This is a genomic window from Modestobacter sp. SYSU DS0904, assembly GCF_054051115.1.
The window spans coordinates 133358-156651 of the sequence record NZ_JBJHAQ010000001.1 but is presented as its reverse complement, the minus strand read 5'-3'; the positions used below and the strand labels follow the sequence as shown (position 1 = coordinate 156651).

General features: G+C 68.6%; 18 protein-coding genes and 1 pseudogene. 12 read left to right on the top strand and 7 right to left on the bottom strand.

The window, feature by feature from the left end; translation table 11 throughout:
• Positions 1-590 precede the first annotated feature (590 nt).
• Together ACI79U_RS00710 and ACI79U_RS00705 are read right to left on the bottom strand one after the other, a co-directional pair.
• Positions 591-1445, bottom strand: coding sequence for a GIY-YIG nuclease family protein (locus ACI79U_RS00710; protein ID WP_457065177.1), 855 nt, complete (start codon positions 1443-1445; stop codon positions 591-593).
• A gap of 94 nt (positions 1446-1539) precedes the next feature.
• Positions 1540-2520, bottom strand: a complete 981-nt coding sequence (locus ACI79U_RS00705) for a hypothetical protein (protein ID WP_457065179.1) — start codon at positions 2518-2520, stop codon at positions 1540-1542.
• A 980-nt stretch (positions 2521-3500) separates the two neighbouring features.
• On the opposite strand from ACI79U_RS00705, the gene ACI79U_RS00700 reads away from it, so the two are divergent.
• The 3 genes and pseudogenes from ACI79U_RS00700 to ACI79U_RS00690 all read left to right on the top strand — a co-directional run bounded on the left by ACI79U_RS00700 (position 3501) and on the right by ACI79U_RS00690 (position 7622).
• Positions 3501-6149 carry a hypothetical protein gene (locus ACI79U_RS00700; RefSeq protein WP_457065181.1) on the top strand — a complete coding sequence of 883 codons (2649 nt, stop codon included), beginning with the start codon at positions 3501-3503 and terminating at the stop codon, positions 6147-6149.
• A gap of 95 nt (positions 6150-6244) precedes the next feature.
• Positions 6245-6849 (top strand): annotated as a pseudogene (locus ACI79U_RS00695) (IS3 family transposase); the annotation flags it as partial.
• A gap of 608 nt (positions 6850-7457) precedes the next feature.
• Entirely contained in the window at positions 7458-7622 is a 165-nt protein-coding gene (locus tag ACI79U_RS00690) for a hypothetical protein (protein ID WP_457065183.1), read from the top strand.
• A 155-nt stretch (positions 7623-7777) separates the two neighbouring features.
• Here ACI79U_RS00690 and ACI79U_RS00685 read toward each other — a convergent pair whose 3' ends face one another.
• The 5 genes from ACI79U_RS00685 to ACI79U_RS00665 all read right to left on the bottom strand — a co-directional run bounded on the left by ACI79U_RS00685 (position 7778) and on the right by ACI79U_RS00665 (position 13672).
• Positions 7778-7939, bottom strand: coding sequence for a hypothetical protein (locus ACI79U_RS00685; RefSeq protein ID WP_457065185.1), 162 nt, complete (start codon positions 7937-7939; stop codon positions 7778-7780).
• Positions 7940-8029: 90 nt separating this feature from the next.
• A complete protein-coding gene (locus tag ACI79U_RS00680) occupies positions 8030-8704 on the bottom strand; it encodes a GntR family transcriptional regulator (RefSeq protein WP_457065431.1) in 675 nt (224 codons plus the stop codon).
• Positions 8705-8846: 142 nt separating this feature from the next.
• Positions 8847-9491 carry an ABC transporter ATP-binding protein gene (locus ACI79U_RS00675; protein ID WP_457065187.1) on the bottom strand — a complete coding sequence of 215 codons (645 nt, stop codon included), beginning with the start codon at positions 9489-9491 and terminating at the stop codon, positions 8847-8849.
• A gap of 71 nt (positions 9492-9562) precedes the next feature.
• Positions 9563-12313 carry an ABC transporter permease subunit gene (locus tag ACI79U_RS00670; RefSeq protein ID WP_457065189.1) on the bottom strand — a complete coding sequence of 917 codons (2751 nt, stop codon included), beginning with the start codon at positions 12311-12313 and terminating at the stop codon, positions 9563-9565.
• 24 nt (positions 12314-12337) lie between these two features.
• Positions 12338-13672 carry an ABC transporter substrate-binding protein gene (locus tag ACI79U_RS00665; RefSeq protein ID WP_457072776.1) on the bottom strand — a complete coding sequence of 445 codons (1335 nt, stop codon included), beginning with the start codon at positions 13670-13672 and terminating at the stop codon, positions 12338-12340.
• A 254-nt stretch (positions 13673-13926) separates the two neighbouring features.
• Here ACI79U_RS00665 and ACI79U_RS00660 point away from each other — a divergent pair, with 254 nt between their 5' ends.
• The 9 genes from ACI79U_RS00660 (at position 13927) to ACI79U_RS00620 (ending at position 22768) form a co-directional block, all read left to right on the top strand.
• Positions 13927-14685 carry an SDR family NAD(P)-dependent oxidoreductase gene (locus tag ACI79U_RS00660; protein ID WP_457065194.1) on the top strand — a complete coding sequence of 253 codons (759 nt, stop codon included), beginning with the start codon at positions 13927-13929 and terminating at the stop codon, positions 14683-14685.
• A gap of 33 nt (positions 14686-14718) precedes the next feature.
• Complete coding sequence (locus tag ACI79U_RS00655) at positions 14719-15510, top strand: N-acyl homoserine lactonase family protein (protein WP_457065196.1); 792 nt, start codon at positions 14719-14721, stop codon at positions 15508-15510.
• 58 nt (positions 15511-15568) lie between these two features.
• Positions 15569-16300, top strand: a complete 732-nt coding sequence (locus ACI79U_RS00650; RefSeq protein WP_457065198.1) for an SDR family NAD(P)-dependent oxidoreductase — start codon at positions 15569-15571, stop codon at positions 16298-16300.
• A 135-nt stretch (positions 16301-16435) separates the two neighbouring features.
• Complete coding sequence (locus tag ACI79U_RS00645) at positions 16436-16867, top strand: carboxymuconolactone decarboxylase family protein (protein WP_457065200.1); 432 nt, start codon at positions 16436-16438, stop codon at positions 16865-16867.
• Positions 16860-18506 (top strand): NAD(P)-binding domain-containing protein, encoded by a 1647-nt coding sequence (locus ACI79U_RS00640; RefSeq protein WP_457065433.1) that lies wholly within the window; start codon positions 16860-16862, stop codon positions 18504-18506. Before ACI79U_RS00645 ends, ACI79U_RS00640 begins: the two co-directional genes overlap by 8 nt.
• A gap of 19 nt (positions 18507-18525) precedes the next feature.
• Entirely contained in the window at positions 18526-20019 is a 1494-nt protein-coding gene (locus ACI79U_RS00635; protein ID WP_457065202.1) for an NAD-dependent succinate-semialdehyde dehydrogenase, read from the top strand.
• A gap of 64 nt (positions 20020-20083) precedes the next feature.
• Positions 20084-21013 carry a PDR/VanB family oxidoreductase gene (locus tag ACI79U_RS00630; protein ID WP_457065435.1) on the top strand — a complete coding sequence of 310 codons (930 nt, stop codon included), beginning with the start codon at positions 20084-20086 and terminating at the stop codon, positions 21011-21013.
• Positions 21014-21051: 38 nt separating this feature from the next.
• Positions 21052-22224 carry a cytochrome P450 gene (locus ACI79U_RS00625; RefSeq protein ID WP_457065204.1) on the top strand — a complete coding sequence of 391 codons (1173 nt, stop codon included), beginning with the start codon at positions 21052-21054 and terminating at the stop codon, positions 22222-22224.
• A 58-nt stretch (positions 22225-22282) separates the two neighbouring features.
• Positions 22283-22768, top strand: coding sequence for an HtaA domain-containing protein (locus ACI79U_RS00620; RefSeq protein ID WP_457065206.1), 486 nt, complete (start codon positions 22283-22285; stop codon positions 22766-22768).
• Positions 22769-23294: the final 526 nt, after the last annotated feature.

Below are 23294 nucleotides of genomic sequence, written 5' to 3'. Positions count from 1 at the left end.
CAACCTCCACGGTGCCGACCGTGTGCCGCTCAGGCCCGGCGGGCGCGCCGACGCGAGGTCGGCCGGTTCGCCGTCGCGAGGTGGGCCGGTTCGCCGTCGCGAGCAACGATCGCGCCTCCGCCGCGACCGCCTCCCGAGCCGAGGTGCGCGTAGTCGCCCTGACCGCCGAACTTCTCGGCCGACGGCTGACGGCCGCCGCACGCAGCATCACGGTCCTGCGTCCCGACGGGGACGAGTGGCTCCCCGTCCCCCCCGCCCGCACCCGTTCAACCAGGAGACACCGTGATACCTGACGGTGGCTCCCCCTCCCCCACCCCACCGGGACGCCCCCACAACAGGTTCAAGTCCCCCTCGGACACAACTGAAGAGCCCCGCGGTCACCGACCGTGGGAGTTCCGCCTTCTCAGGTGCGACGCGCGCAGGCGTCGCCTGTCGCGCCGTGCAGTCCTGTCAGGGGAGTCTCCTCGTGACTACTCGCTTGAGCGACCCCGATGCCGTCCTGGCGGGGATCAAGCTGAGGCTCGTCCGGGCTCGTGTCGCGGTCGGCCAAGCTCCGGCCCACCGCGACGATGCACCGGAGCACCCGCCTTCTAGTTCCGGTTGAGGCCGTACTGCCGGGTGAGGAGCGCCCGCTTGTAATGAGCCTCTGCCGCGTCGACCTCAGCGGTGGTCGCCGTCGGGCCGAACACACGCAAGATGCTGAAGACGAAGTGCCGACGGTGAGCCACGTCGACCTCCGCAAGATCGCGAAGCGCGACGTTGCCGCCATGGCCGTCGCGGGCGTACGCGCTCCACCGACCCAGAAGGCGCTCCGTGCCATCCGCCTTCCCGACGTACAGCTGGCCACTGCTGGTGTCTGCGACGAGGTAGACGCCCTGGACGGCGGCGAGCGCTGTCCTCCACTCCGCGTATCGCGAGTCCTCAGCAACCGCCACGAGCTCGTCATACGTGATGAGGACGCTGTCGAAGCCCGGAAACGGCACGCGGGCAGGATCGGCGATCTCGACCACCGGCATCTGCTCGGCCTTGCCGCCTGCCTTGGCCCAGTTGATCGTGTCGTTCGACCACTCGATAACGAGCCGGTTCCGCAGCGACACGAGAACGTCGGATGGGTGGAGATCGAAGTACCGCAGGACGTCGGTTCGCTCAGCGAGAACTTCACCCCTGTTCTCGTAGGCCGCCAGGAAGCGGGACCGCCGCTTGCCATCCCCCACGAAGTTGAGCCACAAGGCGGGCGGATCCCTAGGGATCTTGCTCTGCCGGAGCGCCTGGGCCCGGGAGTAGGTGAGGACGTCCTCCACCGTGGCGTCTTGCGGGCCGGAGAGGCCGTCGGCGCTGTAGGTATGCCGGACAAGGAGCACGTCGTCCGTCGCGATGCCCGCCACCCTCAGCAAGTCCGCGAGGCTCAGGTCACCGCGCAACGAGGACGCTTGGGATAGCTGCATGATCGAAAGCTACGGGCAACGCCAGGATGGGAGAGGGTCCGGCCACGGCGGCGCACCCCTGCGAGGCCGGACGCTCCACAGACCCGACCCCGGCTCATCCTCCCGCCGAGGTCGCCGACGGGGAAACGGACGCCGACCAAGAGGCTTCCACCAGCCCGCTAGTAGCTGCAATGAGGTTTGCCAGGTACGTCTCGGTCTTCGTTCCGCCAAGCCTGGGCATGACCCAGCAGGACTGGCCGTCGCATATACCGAGGTCGTACCAATAGCCGGTGCCGCGCGACGGGAACTGGCGCTCGAAGGCAGCCTGGACGGTCTCCCCCTCGGCCGGTTGCACGGCCAGCCAGCGCTTGGGCGCCGTGGCGGCCCGAATGGCGTCCGCCGGCACGCCCGCTGCCCACAGACCGGTCACCATCGACTTGATCGCGGTCTGCTTGCTGAGGCCCTGTCCGGCGGTGCCGGCCACGACGATGTCGTACTTCGTGTAGTCGCGCTCGCTGAGAGCAGCCGCCTTCTCCTCCTCCTTGCGACGCTGCTGGATCTGGAAGTCGACCGCCTCAGGCAGCGGGATGATCTGTTGAACGTCGATCAGCTTCTCCGTGCCGAGCTGGTACGGGACGAGTCGCACGCAGGCGATCTCGAGCCGGTACTGCTGCGTCAGCCACAGAACGGTGCTGGTGATCTCGGTGCTGAAGTCCGCAGACGCCAGGATGATGCGCACCCGGTCAGACAGCTGACGGTCCTCGTCGGGCTCACTGCCCGTCCACTGCTCCAACCTCTCCCTAGCGACGTCCTCATCCACGTCGTTGTGGTGGGCGTAGACGCCCACCAACTGGTCCCAGGTCATCGTGGAGACCATGGCCGCGTACCGCAGGGCCTGGAGATCCATGTGCCCCCCGTCGGCCGTTCGCTTCAGCTCGATGACGACGAGCTGCCCCGTCCGGTCCACGGCTAACAGATCGATGCGACGCTGCGAGCCGTCGAACGCCCCGTACTCCTCGGCCACAAACATGAGGTCCTCGCCGAGGATGTCCAGGCGGCTGCGCAGTAGCCGCTGGAGGTCCTGCCGCTCCTTCAACTCTGCAAGCGCGAACGTGTCTTCGGAACCGGATGGAGGGCGTCATCGGTGACACGGAACAACACCATGCCCGGATGGTGCCCCACGTCCCACCAAGCTCGGGCTCACAGCAGCAGGACCCGCTACTCGCGGCGCGGGGATAAGGCGGCAAGTGCCTCGCTCGCCCCTTGCTGGACGGAGCTGAGCCGCTCGCGGAGCTCGCTCCGCGCCGCCCGAGCGCCGTGGATCGATCTCGCGACTACATCAATGCGTTGGAACTCTGGCTTGAGGTGTCGTACTCGTTGTGCGTCGCGCGCGGACACCGCTTGGCGGCGTAGTCCCCCAGCAGAATCGGGCGCAAGGTTTCCGTCACACGTCGTTCATCGGCACCCGGGGCACCCGGGGCACCCGACCACAGCGGAACGGCGCGGTTTCGCCATGAGGGGCATACCAGCGTGCGCCACTCCACTCCACTCCCCTGGACCGGCGGAACGGGACCGGCAACAGGCACTAGAGGGCGAGGCGCACGCAGCGCGACAGGCACCGTTTGGAGCCATGCTCCGAGAGGACGGGCTGTACCGCGACAGCGGCCGCCACGGGACCATGGACGCGAGCTCGGGCTCCGACGAGTGGTACGTGCGTTGTGAGACCTGCGACCTGAAGCTGGCCGGCGGCAGCACCCAACTCCCCGACCACACATCGCCTGGCTAACGCTCCCAGCACCGAGCCGGCTAGCGCCTTGCCGGTCACCACCGAAGCCGGAACTGGCTACAAGGAGCTCCGTGTCCCCCTCGGACATCAGCTTTCGCGCACGCTTCCCGACGCGTGCGAGCACCTCAGCTCGATCCGCGAGTTGGCCCTCCGCGTCAGCCACAGCGCCACCTGGAACAGCGGCGCTAGCAGTTGCCACCCGGCGATAATGTTGCAATGGAGATAGGGCAACGCGGCACCAGCATCGAGAGGGCGGTCGGTGTCCCGTCCACCACTGCAGACTGCGCGTCGTGAACACCGAAAGCGTGTCAGCCGCCCGGGATCTCGCCGAGCGCCGAGCGACGCTGCTAGCGGACGCCTGGTACCTCAGCGCGAATGACCAGCTTCTGACGGACACGGCGGCGTGGATCGACAGTCTGGTCGTGACCGCCTTCACCGATCCTGCAGTAGCGCAGGAGCAGGCGACGCTACGGGGAGGCGTCGCTCTCCGCGTCGGTGAGGCGTGGCCGTTCGCCCGTAAGGTGGGCGCGGCCGGCTGCTCCGCGGTCGTGCTGAAGGAAGGTGACTCGAGCACCCTCCTCCCGCTGTTGGCGCCAGCTCACGACCCGCTAACTCCCCGCCCCACGCACGTTGACCTGGCACGCTCGCCGGGCCAAATCGCGGCACTTGGTCGCGGCGGCCTCCGCCTGTCAGAGAACTGGATGTTGGCACGGTGGCGTCGCTACGACCTGCTCGACCCCGCGGCCGCAGCCTTACAGCAATCGGGGCCACTGCAGGACTGGACGACCGGATCAGCACTCTTTGAGCTGCACTGGCATGGCCAGCCCACCTGTATCCGCACCAGTCAACTGCTTGGCCCCTTCGCGCCCACCGACGGCTTGATCGTGTACTGCAGCTCGCTGGCCGAAAGCCGGCGTTTGGCTCAGTCCCTGCAGGCGGGTGACTACCTCAGCGTCGACGCCGCTGTCACGGACAGCCCCACCATCGATCTCGGCTCCGGCTTTGCCGCCATGGCAGTGACCGACATAGCAGCACGCCTTGCCGAGCTCAACCAGCCCGCGCGGGCCTACTGCATCAATCCCACCGCCCCCCGCTACGACACCGCCTGGGGGTTGGCCATTGACCCAGAGACCTTCTACACGGTGGGCGGCCGGTGGCTATGGAGGGCAGGGAACGATCTGACCCTGGCCGAGCCCCGCGCATCATGGTCTGGCTTCGATACGTGTCACTACGACGGCGGCGTTCGTGAGACGCAGCTCGGCAGCCGGTTCTCCTTTCGCCCGACCCTTCCCATTATCGACACCGAGGACCTGTCGCCGGCCGACTATGAGGAAGCGCTGGCATACGAACTTGCTATGCCGTGGAGTCAGTCAGTGGACAGGACCCTGCAGCCCGGCCCACCCCAGTCGCTTGATGACTTCCTGCTTGTCGGATGGGACCTCGCCACTGGCACGCCCTCGCTGTTCTATTTCCGCGACGTCTTAGAGGCCTGCCGTTGGCTGGTCACCTATGAACGGGACATCGAACGCACGCTCGACCTGCAATGGCTTCCCCAGGCGGCACCTGCCGCCGGGGACAGCCCTGCGGACGACGGTGCCGGCCGCTCGTCGCTGCACCGCAACTTGGAGCGGTTCTGTTTCGACATAGCACAGCGCGGCTACCGGCCAGAGGACGCCAGCCGACTCTTAGGTATCGCCAACCACTGGCTCCGGACTGTGCACTTGCACTTCGCTGGCTACCTGAAAGACGCGGCGTATGACAGCAGTGCCGAACCGTTCGACCTCGCGACGATAAGCACCGGTCTTGACTTTCCTGCGGTACTCGACTGGCTGAACAGCGCCGAGACCCCCGCCTCCTCGCCGCCCGACCGGACGGCAGCACTGGACGACGTCTGGAACCAGCTTGCCCCAAGGGCGCGCAGCTTTCTGAGCAGCGCCGAAGTTCTACGAACTGACTATGCTGGAGTGCCGAACTGGGACGCGGCGCCGCTGGTCCTCCAACTGTGCAAGGCCGTCGAAGTACAACTGCACGAGCTCGTACGCCGCGCTCTAGCGACGGTCGATACTTCGGAGTTCATTGACTCCAGCGATCCTGGCGACCAAGCGTTAGTGCGCTTTGCCTCGGGCACGGGGCGACTGGAACTCGGCAGCCTCGGGTCGCTGCTACGCGGCGCGCACCCGGGACCGCTCACCCTAGCGTTGCGCGAGACCCTGGCCGCTGCTGGCGGGGACGCGCTTCTCGCGCGGGCTTTTGGCCGCAGCCTGACCGATTTACGCGACAACTACCGCAATCCAGCGGCACATGATCGACGTTTCTCGCTGGCCGAAGCTGAGAAGCTGCGGGCCCGTTGGCTAGGCGATGGAGATGGTCCGGCAAGGTTCCGGACGCTGCTCCTCCCCCAGCTGCCACCAGTGTCCGAGGACTACGCGGGGCCCGACGCCGCGGCAGGCGTCGACTTCATGCAGGTTCTGCAGTCCCTCCGCTTCAGTGCTCGCCGCCCCGAGCTGGCCGAGACTCTGTACCAGCGACTGTCGGAAGCGCTCTGGAGCTCGTCCGCAGCGTGGGATGCGAGGGAGCTGGCTGGCGTCATCGTCCTGGCCCTGGATGAACACCGGCGCATGGTGCCTTCGCTCCCGCCTGTAGGACGCGCTGAGCTGCGCCCCAACCAGGCCCTCCGTCGCGGCATCGACTTCCTCGCCGCAAGCAACGAGAACGTCTTCGTGGTTCGACTGGTAACGGCCCTTGAGGACCAGCTAAGCCGCGGCCGCACGCTAGCCCGCGAGATGCCGCACCAAGCCACTCTTTGGACGTTGCTGACCTTGCTATCGGGACCGAACTCCCCGTCGATGCAGCTCCAGCTTGAGGTGATGAGCGAGCTGCGTCACCACCTCGAGCCGCCAGCGCGCGGCCCGTTCGTTGGGCGACTGCCGCGGCTCTAGCTGTACCCAGCCAGGACGTTGGTGACGGGGGACTGCCCCCGGTTCGGTTGACTCCTTGCCTGTGAGGCTGCGGCCTCGCTGGAAGGATCAGCATCGTGCCCAAGCCGTTCCCGCCGGAGTTCCGGCGTGACGCGATCGCCGTGGCCCGCAAGGGCGAGGCGTCGATCTCCCAGGTCGCCCGCGACTTCGGGATCTTGGAGTCCTGTCTGCAGCGCTGGCTGAAGATCGCTGATCGGGAGGACGGGCTTGCGCCAGCGGGCTCGAGCGATCGCGGTGGGGGTGGCAAGGCGGATGAGTCCGCGGAGCTGCGGGGGTTGCGCCGGCGCAACAAGCTGCTGGAGCAGGAGAACGAGATCTTGCGCCGGGCGACCGCGTACTTCGCCCGCGATGTGCTCCCAAAATGATGTACCCGCTGGTCCGTGAACTCGCCGCCGAAAAGATCCCCGTCGCGGTGACCTGCCGGGTGCTCGGCTTCTCCAAGCAGGCGTACAACGCGTCGCGTAAGCAGCCGGTGAGCCGGCGGGACTGGGACGACGCACACCTGATCAACGCCGCCCTCGACATCCACGCCGACGACCCAGCTTTCGGCTATCGGTTCATCGCCGACGAACTCCGCGAGCAGGGCATCACCGCAGGTGAGAACCGCGTCGCCCGGCTCTGCTCCCAGCAGCAGATCTGGTCGATCTTCGCCAAGAAGCGCACTGGTGAGCTCGTCTTTGTGCTCGGGCAGCGCCCAAAGCACCCGGCCGGGAGAATCGCCTCAAGGGTGGCGTACCAAGCCAGGAGGGACTCGCGGAGGCGTACATGTAGGTCGAACGACCGCCGAAGGCGGCTGGAATCCGCCGTCTTCTGGCGGCGCAACTGCTCGTCGGACGCAGTGCTGACCAGCACCAGATCGGCGAACCCAGACGGCCAGCGGCAAAAGCGGCTCGGCAGCGCTGGAGCTCGAGCTGGAACCGCTCCCAGGGCGCGACGCCAATCGCGGCCAAGCACCAGCTGTAGTGCAGCTTCAGCGGGTCGCTGTCGCAGACGGCGACCCCGTTGCTGCGTTCCAGCTCCAGCGCCTCGGCCCCCCGGCCGCTGTTGACCCGCACCCAGTAGTCCGCCTGGGCAGCGAGGTCGCTTCCGTCGGGTTCAGCGCCGGTCGGCACGTACTCGGGAACGAATCGAGGCGCGTGCGCGCGGCACCACGTCGTCTTTCCTGCAGCGCTAGGACCCTCGACCGCCACGATCACTTACGCATCTTCACCTGGTGTGAGCGCAGGTGTCTCATAGGAGGCGCGTCCGTCTTCCGCGAAGATGCCGGGCATGACCACGTGGGAGTACAAGGTGCTGGAGCCGAGCATGAAGATCCGCGACCGCATCGAAGTGATGGAGCGGGAGTTCAACAGGCTCGGGCAGGACGGATGGGAGCTGTGCTCTGACCACGCGGCCTCCTACACGTTCAAGCGGCCAGCACGTCAGCTTCCCTAGCGACGCTGGATGAGTACCTAGCGAGACCGCCAGGTTCCGCAGGTACTGTCGCGGGGGCCTCCGCCGGTTTCCCCCCGTGGCCGGCGGAGGCCCTTCGGTCAGTAGCTGAGCCCAGTCTCGGCTCGCTCCAAGGTGTCAACGGCCACGAGCCGGGCTCACCGCTTACGCCGCTCCGCGACCGTCGTCCGTGGGTGCGACCGCCCGTACTTGGCGGTCACGTACCGGCCCGTGATCGCCGACCGGTGGTTCTTCGCCGCCGGCCGCCGCTTCTTCCGCGCCGCCACGCCCCGCCGCCTACTGCCCTTCGTCCTCGCCATCAGGCGAGTCTCCGCCAGGAGAGCAGCGGCGGCTAGGTGTACCCGGCCATCAGGTTGGTGCCAGGCAGCACGAGGCAGAGCCCCGCCGTGTCAGGCGGTCGGACCCGCCGGCTGTCGAACGAGGTCGTCGAGCACGACGGCGGCGGCGGCGCGCACATGCCGACTCGCTGCTGCCTCGGCGGCCGCAGGATCGCGCCGCTCGATGGCGTCCACGATCTCCTGGATCTCCAGCTCGCTCTGCGCCGGCCGGCCCGGCTGGGCGAGCGTGAGCGCCCGGAGCTGCGTCACCCGCCGGTGCAGTGTCTGCACGAGTTGGTGGAGCACCTGGTTGTCCGACCCGTCGAACAGCACGTCGTAAAGCTCGTTCTTCGCCGCCATCACCGTGCCGGCCTCGTCACCTCGGCGGACACACTCGGACAGTCGCGCCATCGACTCTCGCAGCGCTGTGCGCTGGGTGTCGTCAGCCTGCTCGGCGAACAGCCGGGCAGCCAACCCTTCCAGGTTGGCGCGCACGTCGTAGACCTGGCGAGCGACGGCCGGGGTGATGCTGCTGACGATCGTCCCGCGGCCGTTGACCGACTCCACCAAGCCCTCAGCCTCTAACTGACGGAGCGCCTCGCGGACCGAAGGCCGACTGGCCGAGGTCATCTCGCACAGCTCGCGCTCGATCAGCACCTGCCCGGGCGACAGGCGCATGTCCACGATCGCCTGCCGCAGGATTGCGGCGACCTGCTCTCGGATCGGGGCGTGCCGCTGAACCCGCATGCCGGTCACGCCCACAGCATACGTCCCGTCCGCGACAGCCTTCTGCTGCAAGACAGCTGCGTCCCCCCTGCGGACCATACGGTTCGCCGCGCCGACGGCTCGTGGATGGCAGCCCTCCGGCGCTCCGCATCGATGCGCCCGATCACCGACTCGCCCCCGATGAGGCGAAGTAGAGATCGCTGATGGCTTCAGGATTCGCTCGCGCACGAGCCGCGGTTTCGGACAGGACGAGGCTTCCTTGTTTCAGCACGTACACCCGATCGACCATCTGGAGCGCGACCTGGACATGCTGCTCGACGACGAGCACGGCGGTCCCACCCTCCGCCGCCTGGCGAAGCGCGGTCAACAACCGCCGGACGACGAGCGGCGCGAGCCCCAGTGACAGTTCGTCGGCCAGGATGGCCTGGGGCCGGGCCGCGAGGATGCGCGCCAGCCCAAGCATCTGCTGCTGCCCACCCGACAGCAGACCGGTCCTCCTGTCGAGGTGCGCTTCGAGCTCCGGGAAGAAGGCCAGCGCGTCCTCGACGTTGCCCCGACCCAGGCGGAGGTTCTCGCGCGCGGTGAGGTCCATGAAGACGGAGCGGTCATCGGTCAGCAGGCCGAGCCCCGCTCGCGCGCGACGGAAGAGCGGCCGCGAGCTGGGATCTCCCAGCACGCTCACCGAGCCGGAGAGCACCGGGATCTCCCCGGCCAGCGTCAGCAGCAACGTCGTCTTGCCCGCCCCGTTGGGTCCGAAGAGCGCCACGACCTCGCCGTGCCGCACTTCGAGGTCGATGTCCGTGACCACCGGAGCTCCGTGGTAACCCGAGCTCATCCCGGTGACCTGGATAGCGGGCTCGCCGCCCTGTCGGACCGTACTCATCGAATGACCCCCAGCGTGTCCGAGACGTCGTGGCCGTTGGCGGCCGGATCCGGAACCCCGGTGTGATCGCCGTCCTCGGGCGCCCCGAGGTAGGCACGCACCACTTGTGGGTCCTGGCGGACCTCGCCGGGAGGCCCGTATGCGATGACGCGGCCGAAGTCCAGAGCCAGCACCTGGTCGGAAACGCTCATGACCAGGTCGACGTCGTGCTCGATCAGCAGGACTGCGATGTTCCAACGCTCGGCCAAGCCGCGGACGAGGGTCTTCAGCTCGGTCCGCTCCTGCTCGCCGAGGCCGGCGGCCGGTTCGTCCAGCAGCAGAACCCGGGGGCGGCTGGCGAGTGCTCGCGCGATTCCGAGCAGTCGACGATCACCGTAGGCCAGATCCTGCGGCGCCTCGTCGAGGCGATCGGCCAGGCGGAACTCCTGCACGGCGGCCAGTGCGACGTCTGACAGCTCCGGCCGTCCAGGACGAATGCCCGCTACGAGCGGATCGAACCAGCGTCGCCGTTCCGCGGCTGTCAACAAGTTGTCGGCCACGCTGAGGTCCTCGAACAGTTCGAGAGACTGGAAGGAACGGGTAACGCCTGCTCGACTGAGCGCCGTCGGCGACTTGCCCGTCAGGTCGATGCCGTCCAATGTGACCGAACCCGACCGCGAGGAGCTGTAGCCGGTGATGACGTCCACGAGAGTGGTCTTCCCCGCGCCGTTGGGGCCGATGACCCCGAGCACCTGCCCGGCCCGGACGGTGAGGCTGACCCCGTCGAGGACGACAGTGCCTCCGAAGGCCACCGACAAGTCGTGGACCTCGAGCGTTGCCGACGCGACCGGAACCACCTCGTAGTCACGGAGCATCCGCTCCGAGCCGGGTGGCTGACGACGGCGCAACCGGGCGACGAGGGGACCCAGCTGGCGCTGCAGATTCGCAGCGATCCCGTCGGGCGCCGTGATGACCGTCACGAGCAGCAGCACACCGGCGATTACCGGAACCCAGCTGCCGGCGTCGAAGCTGTCGAGGATCTGGCTGCCCACTCCCCCGCTTTGCACCACCGTCCCCGCGAGCGCACCTCCCGCGAAACCGAGGCCCCCGATCGTGGCTTGGGCGACTGCGTTGAGCGAATTAAAGGGATCGAAGACGCTCCCTGGGTTGCTCAGCACCACGACCGGATTTCTGAACGCGAGCAGGATCCCCCCGGTCGCGGCGATGAAGCCGCTGAGCACGAATGCGTACAGCTTCGTCCGTGGGACGTTGATGCCCAGCGCGGCCGCAGCTCGTTCGTTCGCCCGTACCGCGACCAGCCGCCGCCCGACGGATGAACGTCGGACGTTCAGCACCACGAGCGAGGTGAGCACGAGGACGACGAGTGAGAGGACGCCGTAGGCGCGCGGGTGCAGAAGCGGGTCGAGGGTCAGGCCGAACAGCGAGAGGGGCGGTACCGGTAGGCCCGCGAAGCCCCCCGAGATCGAGCCGTTGTCCAAGACCATTCCCTGAACCGTGACGGCGAGCCCGAGCGTGACGATGCCCAAGCTGATGCCCCGCGTCCGGACCGCCGGAAGGCCGACCAGGAAGCCCACCACCCCGGCAGCCAGAATTCCGGCCGCGGCTGCGGCCAGGAACGGCCAGCCGGCCCGCGAGACCAGGTGAGCCGCGACGAGCGCCCCTACTCCAGCGAGCGCGAAGGACGCGAGGGACAGCTGTCCTGCGTAGCCGATGACCAGCACGAGCGACAGCAGGATCACCGCCACGATCAGGCTCGTCGTAACCGCCAGGACCCATGTCTCGGACAGGACCCACTGGATCAGCACGACGCCCACCGCAGAGCCAGCCGCTACCAGTAGCCACGGGATGCGCCCCGACCCAGGCCGGGGCAGGACGTCGGCCTGGAAGCCGCGGCCGGGCAACGACTGCCCCTGCAAAGCGAGCACGACCATGATCACGAAGAACGGCACCGCGCCCTGCAGCCCCTGCACGGGGATGAATCGGCCTGTCTCGGCCTGGAGGATGCCGACGAGCAGCCCACCGGCCAAGGTCAACGGGAACGAGGCCATCTTCCCCAGCAGGGCCGCGGCGAGTGCCGGCAGGATCAGCACCAGGGCGAGCACCGGAGTCAGACCGGTGATGGGGGCAAGCAGAACCCCCGCGATCGCCGCCAGCGCCCCGCCGACACCCCAGTTGACCAGGCCGATGACTGTGGGAGACCAGCCCAGTCCCGCCAGGGACCGCCGGTTTTCCGCGAGAGCCGACGTGGCCAGACCGAAGGTGGTCCTGCGGTAGGCGATCATCAGGACGGCCGTGAGCGCGAGCGACAGCCCCAGGACGATCACCCGGTCGAGCCCGACCGAGATGTCCCCCGCGCCCACTGGATCGGTAGGCAAGAGGCTCTCGACCACTTGTGGGTTGGTCCCGTACCGCAGGCCCAGGACGGCCTGCAGGAGGATGAGCACGCCGATCGAGCCGATGGCCCGGCTCAGAGAGCTGGCCGCCCGCAAGGGACGCATGACCAACAGGTCGACGAGAAGCCCGAGAAGGAGCCCCACGGCGACGGCGATGACGAGTGCCGCCGCCGCGGGGACCCCGGCCTGGCGGAAGTCGTTGAAAGCGTACGCCGCACTCACCGCGATCGCTGCGTGGGCGAAGTTGACCACGCGAGTGGAGCGGTAGACCACGACCAACCCGAGGGCCAGGACCGCATAGAGTCCGCCCGCTGCCGCGCCGAGGACGGCGAAGCGCAGAAGATCCGTGAGCACGACTTTCCTTCCTCGACCGCTCGCTCAGTTGCCGTTGTAGGCGGTACGCAGGTCGATAGCCGGCTGGTCCGACGGGACGTAGCGCCCGTCCTCCCCGACGTAAACCTGGAAGACGCTCTGCGCGAGACGCGGGACGGACGGGAGGAAGCTGCCGTCACCGAAGTCGACCGGTGCGAAGAGCCCGACGTCGATGGGCCCCGCCGAGTCGAGGGCCTTTAGGACCGCTTCCCCGGTCACCTCCTCGAGGCCATCGGCGACCTCGGCGAAGACGAGCACGGCAGCGTAGGCGTTGAGCGCAGCGTCGTTGACCGGGGCCTCCGCGTCCACCTCGGCGATGTCTTCGGCGGCCTGCACTGCGACCGGCTCGTCGGTGCTGGGCAGGAAGAAGGGGCTCACGGCGAGCACGCCGTTACCGTCCTCACCGAGCTGCTCGAGCACGGACTCGGGCAGTCCCAGGCTCGTCGTCGCGACTCGCGCCTGACTCCCGGATGCACGCGTCTCGCGGATCACGGCCGCCGTCTGCTGCGCGCCCGTGACCACGGCGAGGCACTCCGCACCGGCCGAAGACGCCTGCGCGACGAATGGGGCCATGTCGGTGGCCGCCGCCGGAACGTAGACCGCGTTCACTTCGGTAGCACCGAAGCCGCGGATGGCCGGCTCCCAGAACTCCTCGAAGTTCGAGTACGACTGGTCAAAGTCGGTCGCCATCGTCGCGACGTTCCCGCACGCCTCGGGCTGCAGGGCTCCACCTACGGCAGCGGTGATCAGACTGCCGTCCTGCACCGGAAAGGAGACAGGACTGGTGAGCTCGGTCGTGCTGATGGCCGTCGGCAGGAGGTAAGGGATGTTCGCGCGTTCGAGCAGCGGTACGACGGAGTCGCCGAACAGCGTGAACGTGCCGACAACCGCAGCGACGTCCTCATCCACGGCCTGACGTCCGCAGGCGGCTGCATCGTTGGGATTCCCGTTGTCGTCGCACTCGATCAGTTCCAGCTCGCGACCGTTGACGCCACCGTCCGCGTTGATGCGGTCCACCGCGGCCTGCGCACCCGTGACGATCTCGGGAAGGATGTAGGGCGGCTGCGTGAAAGAGCCGAAGACCATGATGGGAATGGGCTCTCCTGCAGCCGAGCCGCCGTCGTCCGAGCTGTCCGAACAGCCGCTGGCCAGCAGTGCGGCGGCCGATGCCGCGGCGAGAACGCGGGACGTCCTGGGAATTCGACTCACAGCTTCGCTGCCTTTCTGAGGGGACGGTGGGAGGCCGCGCCGGACACTCGACGAAGAAGGGCCCCGCTCGCTGTCGAGCACTGGGCTCTCGTCGCTGTCCGCCCGACCGGTGATCTCGGTCCGGCGCACCATCGCTCCTGTGTGACGGGCATCTCAGGAACGAAGGCGACCATACGGAGAGCTGTCAGACAGGTCAATAGCTGCTTTCGTATAGCTGCACGGTTACTCCAGGAGCGGGACGCGGGATGATCCGCCGCGCGCCACGCCGGACCGCTGTCGATCCAGCCACCTAGACGTGGCCCTCGTCACCGTCTACGTTGAGAGCTGCTGCTAGCTGTTGTAGGACAGCTGGCAGTTGATCTCCCACCCCCTACGGAGGAGCAGCCGTGCCCGAGACCAAGTCCGCTGGTGTTGTTCTCGTCACAGGAGCTGGCGGTGGCATCGGTCGAGCCATCGCGATCCGCTTCGCATCGGCGGGGCATGTGGTCGTGGTCGCCGACCTTGACGACGCCGGAGCCGCCGCGACCGTCAGTGCCGTAGAAGCAGCCGGCGGGCGGGCAGAAGCCATCCATCTCGACGTCACTGATCGGGCAGCCGTGAATGCCGCCGTGGACGGGATCGTCGAGCGTCACGGATCGATCGACGTTGCCGTGAACAACGCTGCCCTGCAGCACTTCGAGCCATTCGAGGACTTCACCGACGAGACGGTCGACACCATGCTGGCCGTCAACTTCAAGGGCTACTTCTGGACCGCGCAGGCAGCGGTTCGTCACTTCCGGCAGCAGGAGACGAAGGGGACGGTGGTCAACCTCGCCTCGGTGTCCGCCTTCATCGGTGTCGCCCGGAGCACGATGTACAGCGCCATCAAGGGAGCGGTCGTCTCGTTCACCCGGACGCTTGCTGCCGAGGTCGGCCCCGAGGGCATCCGGGTCAACGCGATCGCCCCCGGATCGGTCCACACGCCGGGCTCCGGAGCGTTGCACGACGAAGCAGCGTTCGAGCGGCGTCGGCAGAAGGCAGCGCTCAAGCGCCTCGCCACGCCCGAAGAGGTGGCCAACGGTGTCTTCTGGCTCGCCTCCGAGGAAGCCGCGTTCGTCACCGGCGAAGTGCTCGTGATGGACGGCGGCGCCACGACTTCGCTCTGACCGCTCCCGATGAGCAGAACGGAAGGACTCAGCATGACGACAGCCGCAACAGCCCTGCGCCTGTGGGCCCTGGACGCGCCGACGCTCACGATCGACGCCGGCGACCTGGTCGTCGGCCTGGAGGGACCGGTCACTATCCCGTGCCCGGCCTTCCTCATCGAGCATCCCGACGGCTGGGTCATGTTCGACACCAGCCTCGCCCATGGTTCCTTCGACGACCCGGTCGCCGAGTACGGCGAGGAACTGGTGAACGCGATCCAGATCCGCACGCGGCCGGAGCAACGATTGGACCGTCAGTTGGACGGGCTCGGACTAGCGACCCGGGACATCACGCACGTCGTCCTGTCCCACGGGCACCCCGATCACTCCGGCGGGCTGTTCCTTTTCCCCGGCGCGAAGTTCTTCGTCGGTCCGGGGGAGCTGGAGCGTTACGAGAACCCCCCGCCCGGCGTCGCCCACCTGTACCGCAGGGAGGACTACGAGCCGACGCGCGACTTCGACTGGACCCAGGTGTCGCCCGAGGGGACCGACATCTTCGGTGACGGGGCGGTGCGAATCATCCCCGGGCCCGGACACTCCCCCGGTCAGCTGATGCTGCTCGTCACCCTGCCGAGCCAGGCGATCCTGCTCACCGCCGATGCCGTGCACCTCCAGGCGGGTCTGGACCGCGAGGTTCCCGACGGCGTGGCCTGGGACGACGACGCCTCCGTGCGCACGCTCAAGCTCATCAAGAAGTTCCGGGACGACGAAGGCGCACACGTCTGGATTCCCCACGACCCCGATCACTGGGCCAGCCATCGCCATGCGCCCGAGTACTACAGCTGAGCCGCCGCGTGGCACTCACCGCAGACCGGGGACGGTCCAGGACGTCGAGGGGACGGCGATGACGAAGACTGCCGTGGTGACCGGTGCAGCCGGCGGAGTCGGCCGAGCCGTCACCGCTCGCCTGGCCGAGCAGGGCTATGCCGTAGTGGCCGAGGACATCGACGAAGCCGTGATGGATCTGGCCGTTCCGGGGAGAATCGTCCCGCTGCGCGGGGACGTCGCGGACACTGCGACCGCGCAACGCGCAGTGGAGCTTGCGATGACCGAGTTCGGGCGATTGGACCTGCTCGTCAACAATGCCGCCGTCTTCATCCTCAAGCCCACATCGGAGACGACCGACGATGACTGGGACCGGGGCCTGGCGACGAACGTCCGCGGGGTCTTCGTACATGCGCGCGCAGCTCTTCCCCGCTTGGCGGAGGCGTCCGGAGCGATCGTGAATGTCGCGTCCGTCTCCGGACTGGTCGGGGCCCCAGGGCAGACGGTGTACGCCGCCGCGAAGGGCGCGATCGTCCAGCTGACCCGTCAGCTGGCTGTCGAGCACGCGGCCTCCGGGGTGCGCGTCAACGCCGTCGCACCGGGGATCATCGACACCGGCTTTTTCGCCCATGTCTTGGCCGACTCCCCGGATCCGGAGGCGCATCTCACCGCCATTGTGGCCGAACACCCGCTCGGGAGGATGTCCACGCCCGAGGAGGTCGCCCATGCGATCGCGTTTCTGGGTTCGGCAGAGGCCAGCGCCATCACCGGGGCGATCCTCCCCGTCGATGGCGGCTTCAGCGCCCGCTGACGACCGCCACCGAAGGGGCGCCCACTCCGCCGGGCTGCGCGGGCGCAACTCGAGCATCACAGCGCATCAGGCGCCCCCAACCTTCGACCTCTCCGACGAGGGGCCGCCCAGTCGAACATCGTTGAAAGGACAGCCATGACGTCCCCGGAAGCATCGAACGGCGACTCGCCAGCAACGGGATCAGGGCATCACCGCCCCCTGCTGGCTGCGGGGGACGAGGTCCGCCGCCGAGTCCTGGGCGATGCGCACGTCGACCGCTCTCGCAGCAACGCCACCGAGTTCTCCCGCCCGTTGCAGGATCTGGTCACCGAGTACTGCTGGGGAGCGATCTGGACCCGGCCCGGCCTGGAGCTCAAGACACGCAGTCTGCTCAACATCGCCGTGTTGACGGCGCTCGGGAAGCCGGACGAGCTCCGCCTGCACATCCGAGGTGCGGTCCAGAACGGCTGCACCGTCGAGGAAATCCAGGAGGTCCTGCTGCAGACCGCCGTCTACTGCGGAGTGCCGGCCGCACTCGAGGCCAGCCGCAACGCGCAAGCTGTCCTCGAGGAGCTGGGCCGTGCTTGAGGCACCGCCACCGGCGGCCGAGCCGATCGGGTTCGTCGGCCTGGGCAACATGGGCGGCCCGATGGTGCGCCGGCTCCTGGCCGCAGGTCGAGCGGTCATGGTCTTCGACACCTCTGCCCCCGCGGTGGCCGCCATGGCCGACGCCGGAGCCCGCGCGGTCGCAGACAGCGCCGAACTCGCCGCCCAGTGCTCCACGGTGATCCTGATGCTGCCGAACTCCGACGTCGTCGACGCGGTGGTCGGCCGGCTCACTGCTGGCAGCGGTGAACCCCGCCGCCTGCGCCGGATCGTCGACATGAGCTCCTCGGAGCCGCTTCGAACCCAGGCGCTGGCCGAGCGACTCGACGACCAGGGCATCACTCTGGTCGACGCCCCGGTCAGCGGTGGGGTCAGTGGAGCGGAGTCCGGCGAACTCACCGTGATGGTGGGTGGACCGGACACAGCCGTGGACGATCTCCGCCCTCTGTTCGAGGAGCTCAGCAGCCAGGTGACGCACGTGGGGCCGGCGGGGGCCGGACACGCCGTCAAGGCGCTGAACAACCTGTTGTCGGCTGCGCACATGATCGTGTCGACGGAAGCTCTCGTCGTCGCGGCCCGCTTCGGCGTGGAACCGGAGACGGTGTTGTCGGTGGTCAATACCAGCAGCGGCCGCAGCGGTTCCACCCAGACCAAGTTCCCGCGCTTCGTCCTGCCCCGCACGTTCGACTCGGGCTTCACCGCGGCACTTCTGGAGAAGGACGTGGGCATCGCCGTGGGGCTGGCCGAGGCGCTCGGGATCGATGTCCCCGTAGCCACGAGCGTGCTGGCCGGTTGGCGTCGGGCCGGCAGCGAGTTGCCCGCCCATGCCGACCACACCGAGGTCGTGCGTCCCTATGAGTCTGCGGCCGGCGTAGAGCTGTCCGTGGGTGGGCACCGGCGATGGCAGCTCCCCGACCACTCGAGCGGGAGTCCCGGCGTGAGCACCGGTACACCGTCGCCCTCAGCGGCCGGCGCGTGGACCGACCTGTCCCACCGACTGGTCGACGACCTGCCGCGCGTGTCGACGTTCCCCTCGCCGCGGTACTCGCGCTTCCTCTCGATGCCCGAGCACCCGCTGAACGTGACCCACGTCGACATGGTCGTCCACGTCGGCACTCACGTGGACGCCCCCTGTCACTTCATCGACGGCGGGCCCGCCATCGACGACCTCCCCGTCGACCGCTTCGCCGGTCCGGGGATCGTCTGCCGGGTCCGCGCGGGAGATCTCGAGGTCTACGGCCCGGATGCGCTCGCCGACCGCGACGCGATCGAGCCCGGCGACATCGTCCTGTTGGAGACGGGGTGGTCTCAGCACTTCCGCACCCCGAGGTACGACGAGCACCCCTCGTTGTCGTTCGAGCTCGCGCACTGGCTGGTCGACCGGGGCGTGAAGATGATCGCCCTGGACACTCCCACCCCGGACCTTCCGGTCCACGTCCGCCCCGAAGGGTTCACCTGGCCGGTGCATCAGGTGCTCCTGCGGGCGGGGGTCTTGATCGCCGAGCACGTCACCAATCTGACCCCCCTGTCCGGCCGCCGTGTCGAAGCGGTCTTCGCGCCGCTCAACATCGGAGGCGCCGACGGCGCGCCGGTCCGCGCCCTCGCCCGCCCGCTGTCCTGACCCTCTGTTCGGAGGTCGCGTGTTCCCCGCTCCCCTGCTCCCCGCCCCCGCATCACGTACCCGGGTGGCCGGGATCAACCGGACCCTGCCGACCGGCGTCTTCGCGGGCGGCCACTGGCTGCCCGCCACGGGTGGCCTCACCTTCCCTGTGATGGACCCCGCCGACGGAACCGTGCTGGCCGTCGTGGCCGATGCCACCGCGGACGATGCCGGCGCTGCCGTGGAGGCCGCCGCCGCGGCACTGCCCGGCTTCGCGACCACGCCGCCGCGCGAGCGCGCGGAGATGCTGCGACGGGCGTTCGACCTCATGACCGCACGGACCGAGGAGATCGCTCTCCTGATCACCCGGGAGAACGGCAAGACCCTCGCGGACGCGCGGGCCGAGGTGGGATACGCGGCGGAGTTCCTCCGCTGGTTCGGCGAGGAGGCCGTCCGCATCGACGGCGACTACCGGATCGCTCCCGCCGGCGGCACGCGCACCGTCGTCGTCCGCCAGCCGGTGGGCGTCTGCCTGGCCATCACGCCCTGGAACTTCCCAGCAGCGATGATCACTCGCAAGATCGGGCCCGCCCTGGCTGCCGGCTGCACGGTGATCCTCAAACCGGCCGAGGCGACCCCGCTGACCGCGCTCCTGCTGGCCGAGCTCCTCGCCGAGGCCGGCGTCCCGGACGGCGCCGTGAACGTGATCCCCACCTCCACGCCCGCCGAAGTGGTCCGGAGCGTGATGGCCGACCCCCGGATCCGCAAGGTGAGCTTCACCGGCTCGACCGAGGTCGGCAAGGTGCTGCTCGGGCAGGCCGCCGAGCAGGTGTTGGTCAGCTCGATGGAACTCGGAGGCAACGCACCATTCATCGTCTGCGCCGACGCCGACCTGGACGCCGCCGTCGAGGGCGCGATGGCCGCCAAACTGCGCAACGGCGGAGAGGCATGCACCGCCGCCAACCGGTTCTACGTCGAGGAGCCCCTGGCCGGGGCCTTTGCGGCTCGGCTGGCCGAGCGGATGGCGTCGGTGACGGTCGGCCGGGGCGACGATCCCGGCGTCGGGCTCGGGCCGCTCGTCGACGAGGCCACCGTCGCAAAGGTCGATCGCATCGTGAGGGAGACCGTTGCCGCCGGGGCGAGCGCGGTCATCGGCGGCAAGCGCCCGGGCGGCCCGGGCTGGTTCTACCCGCCGACGGTTCTGCTCGACGTCCCCGAGGGATCGGCCGCCACCCGGGAGGAGATCTTCGGACCCGTGGCGCCCGTCGTGCGGTTCCGCGGCGACGAGGAGGTGGTGAAGATGGCGAACGGAACGCCCTTCGGACTGGTGGCCTACGTCTACACCGCTGACCTGTCCCGCGGATTGCGGCTGGCCGAGGCGCTGGAGGTCGGCATGGTCGGACTCAACCGCGGCGTGGTCAGCGACCCTGCGGCTCCGTTCGGCGGAGTCAAGCAGTCCGGGATCGGACGAGAGGGCGGGCACGAGGGGCTGACCGAGTACCTCCAGACCAAGTACGTGACCTTCCCCCTGTGATGACGCGATGACGACGACCTCTCCCAGCAGGCCCCTGACAGAGACTGGACAGGACAGCATGGAGATGACCGTGACCGCCCTCGAGGCGGCCTCGTCCACCGTCATGTCGGTGACGCTGGCCGCCACGGATGGAGGGACCCTTCCCAGCTGGGACCCCGGTGCGCACATCGATGCGGTGCTGCCGAACGGGCTGGTCCGCCAGTACTCCCTTTGTGGCGATCGGGCAGCCGCCGACACCTACCGGGTGGCGGTGCTGCGCGAGTCCGAGGGACGCGGAGGCTCGGCGTTCGTACACACCGAGCTGGCAGTCGGGAACCGCATAGAGGTCCGAGGTCCCCGCAACAACTTCCCGCTTGTGGGGGCATCGGCCTACCGGCTGGTGGCCGGAGGCATCGGTATCACCCCGCTGCTGCCGATGGTCGCGCAGCTCGCCGAGCGACGTGCCGACTGGTCGCTGGCCTACCTCGGCCGGAGCCGCGAGACGATGGCCTTCCTCGACGAGCTGGAGCACTACGGGCCGGAGCGCGTGACCGTCATCGAGACCGGCACCGCGGGTCGCCCGGTCCTGACCGAGCTGATCGGGCCCCCGCGACCCGACGTCGCCGTGTATGCGTGCGGCCCAGAGTCGCTTCTCCGTGCCGTCGAGGAGCAGGACGCCGGATGGCCACCGTCAACGCTGCACTTCGAGCGGTTTTCGCCCCGAGGCGACGTTGGCGAGGCGCGATCCGGCAGCTTCGAGGTTCACCTCACTGAGGCCGGCCTCACGCTTCAGGTTCCCGAGGAGAAGTCGATCCTCGACGTCGTCGAGCAGGCTGGCATCCCCCATCCCTACTCCTGCCGGGAAGGCACCTGCGGCACCTGCGAGGTGGCGATCGTCGACGGCATGGCCGATCACCGAGACTCAATCCTCAGCCCCGAGGAGCAGGAGCAGAACGACACCATGATGATCTGCGTCTCCCGCGCTCGAACCCCCCGCCTCGACCTCGAGATCTGATCACTCCGCCCGCTCGCGCCCATTCTGAGGAGGAACCCGTGGCGATCGATTTGCCCGTCGTGACTGGTGACCTGACCGATACCGCGGAACTGCACGCGCTGCGACGCCAGCACTGGGTGGCGCGCAGCGACCGCGGCTACGAGGTGCTCACCTACGACGAGGGCTTCGAGGTGCTCGAGCATCCGGATCTCCGGAAAGGGCCTACCTTCCAGTACCGCCTCGACGCCATGGGGATCGACGGCGAGGCCCGCCGGTACTACGACCTCACCATGCCGAATTCGGAGGGCGAGTACCGCAAGCGGCTCCGGGCACCGATCGCCGGACTGTTTCGGCCCGCTCAGGTCAAGAAGCAGCGTGAGGAAGTGCGGCGGATCGCGCGCCAGACCGTCGCTGAGATCGAGGCCGCCGACGAGGTGGACCTCATGCAGCAGTTGTGCTGGCTCGTCCCCGCTCGCACGTACTGCGCCCTGTTTGGGATGCCACAGGAGCTCGCCCGGGACGTCATCCGTATCGGCGACTCGACGCTCGGCGCCGTGCTCACCGTCGACCGATCGCGGCGGCAGGAGGCCATGGAGACCGTCCTCGAAGCGGTAGAGCTCGCCCGGACCTATCTCCACAAGCGCCGGACCGATCCGGGCGAGGACTTCATGTCGGTGCTGATCCGGCAGCAAGAGAAGGGGCTCCTCACCGAGGACGAATTGTTCGCGGAGACGCTCAGCATCCTCCAAGCGAGCGTCGACAACACTGCGCACCAAATGGGGAACACCTTTGGCGCGCTCCTCGAGGACCGCTCGCGGTGGGAAGCGTTCCTCCACGATCGGGCCCTCGCCAAGCCAGTGGTCGAGGAGGTCATCCGGCTTTATCCAAGGTTCTGCACGGTGTTCCGGTACGCGCCGGTCCCCGTGACGATCCGGGACCTGGAGGTGGAGGCCGGGTCGTGGGTGTTCGTCTCCACTCGGGCCGCGCAGCGCGATCCCGAGGTCTTCCCGGACCCGGACTCCTACCGCCTCGATCGCGACGCGAAGCGCCCCCCCATGTTCGGTGCCGGGCCGTACAACTGTCTCGGCCAGAACCTCGCGCGTGCGGAGATCGAAGAAACCGTCCTGGCCGTGGCGGACGCCTACCCGGACATCCAGTTGACCGGCGCGTGGGGCCGGCGCCGAACCAACGCGGTCAGCGAGACCACTGGACTTCCCGTCAGTCTAGGCTGAGAGCGACACCCACGGTGGTTCCCCTGGACACGACGAGGCGGCGCCCGGGAGAGAGTCGGTGAGCGGCGTGCTGGCCTGGGGCCTGCGGGCTTCCTTCCTGGACTACTTCCTGGCGGTGCCGGACGCGTCGATGCGCCTGCAAGGGGTGGCCTTCGACGAGGTGCACCGCAGGCTGGTGTTCCCGCTCGAGCGGGTGTGCCGCAGCAAGCACGAGCTGGTGGCGCAGGCCGGCGGACAGGCTCTGCTGACCGCCCACGAAGGTGAGATGCACCTTGACCTCCTGCGTCCCGCCGTGCTGCTGACCGCGACTGAGGGCCTGCTCACCTGTGACGACTCCGGCGGACACCGGCTTACGGTCGCCCGGCTGCTCGACGCGACGACCGACCTCGACCTCGTGGTCGGCCTCGCATGGCGCTTCGAGGACGTCGCACTGTCAGTGGAGGGGACCGGGCTGTTCGGTGCCCAGTACGCACCATGGACCCGCATGGCGCCGGTCGAGGTCAGCCTCGATGAAGAACCGCTGCGGCCACGCCACGGACCTTAGGAACGGGATCGGCTCGGCCCGGTAACCTCGGCCCCGCGCCGGGGAGCTGACCGCTGCGGGCACGCCGGCGGCGGGAACGGCCCGCTCGAGGGGCGAGCCTTCGATGTCGAGGTCGGACAGCATCCGGTCCAGCCAGCGCGGCGGCCACCAAGCGCGCCCCTCCGAGCAGTGCCATCACCGGCGGCGGACGACCGTCACCCGCACGGAGAAGGCATCGAGCCCGACGCTGAAGGGGAGGGCGAGCCGACCCTGATCAGCGGGGCCGCGGTGGCCACCCGGGCGCCTGGCCGGAAGCCTCTGCTCATGGCCCCTCGCAGTTCCGCCCCGCGCACGTGCTCCTGGCGCACCCGGCTGACCAGGTCCCACTTCGTCGTCCATCACCGGTCCGAAGAGCAATCCGACCACCAGGACCCGCAGGAAGCTCACCACCGGACGGGTCTGGTCGACCCTGACAAGGTCGACCAGCCGACACCCCTCGAACACCGCCAAAGGTCGGCAGCTCCCCGGTGAGCTCGTCGGAGACCTG

Coding starts and splice junctions, on each gene's coding strand:
- ACI79U_RS00710 (WP_457065177.1), bottom strand. CDS start 1,445: ATGCAGCTATCCCAAGCGTCCTCGTTGCGCGGTGACCTGAGCCTCGCG.
- ACI79U_RS00690 (WP_457065183.1), top strand. CDS start 7,458: ATGACCACGTGGGAGTACAAGGTGCTGGAGCCGAGCATGAAGATCCGC.
- ACI79U_RS00685 (WP_457065185.1), bottom strand. CDS start 7,939: ATGGCGAGGACGAAGGGCAGTAGGCGGCGGGGCGTGGCGGCGCGGAAG.
- ACI79U_RS00680 (WP_457065431.1), bottom strand. CDS start 8,704: ATGCGGGTTCAGCGGCACGCCCCGATCCGAGAGCAGGTCGCCGCAATC.
- ACI79U_RS00665 (WP_457072776.1), bottom strand. CDS start 13,672: ATGGTGCGCCGGACCGAGATCACCGGTCGGGCGGACAGCGACGAGAGC.
- ACI79U_RS00655 (WP_457065196.1), top strand. CDS start 14,719: ATGACGACAGCCGCAACAGCCCTGCGCCTGTGGGCCCTGGACGCGCCG.
- ACI79U_RS00650 (WP_457065198.1), top strand. CDS start 15,569: ATGACGAAGACTGCCGTGGTGACCGGTGCAGCCGGCGGAGTCGGCCGA.
- ACI79U_RS00645 (WP_457065200.1), top strand. CDS start 16,436: ATGACGTCCCCGGAAGCATCGAACGGCGACTCGCCAGCAACGGGATCA.
- ACI79U_RS00630 (WP_457065435.1), top strand. CDS start 20,084: ATGACCGTGACCGCCCTCGAGGCGGCCTCGTCCACCGTCATGTCGGTG.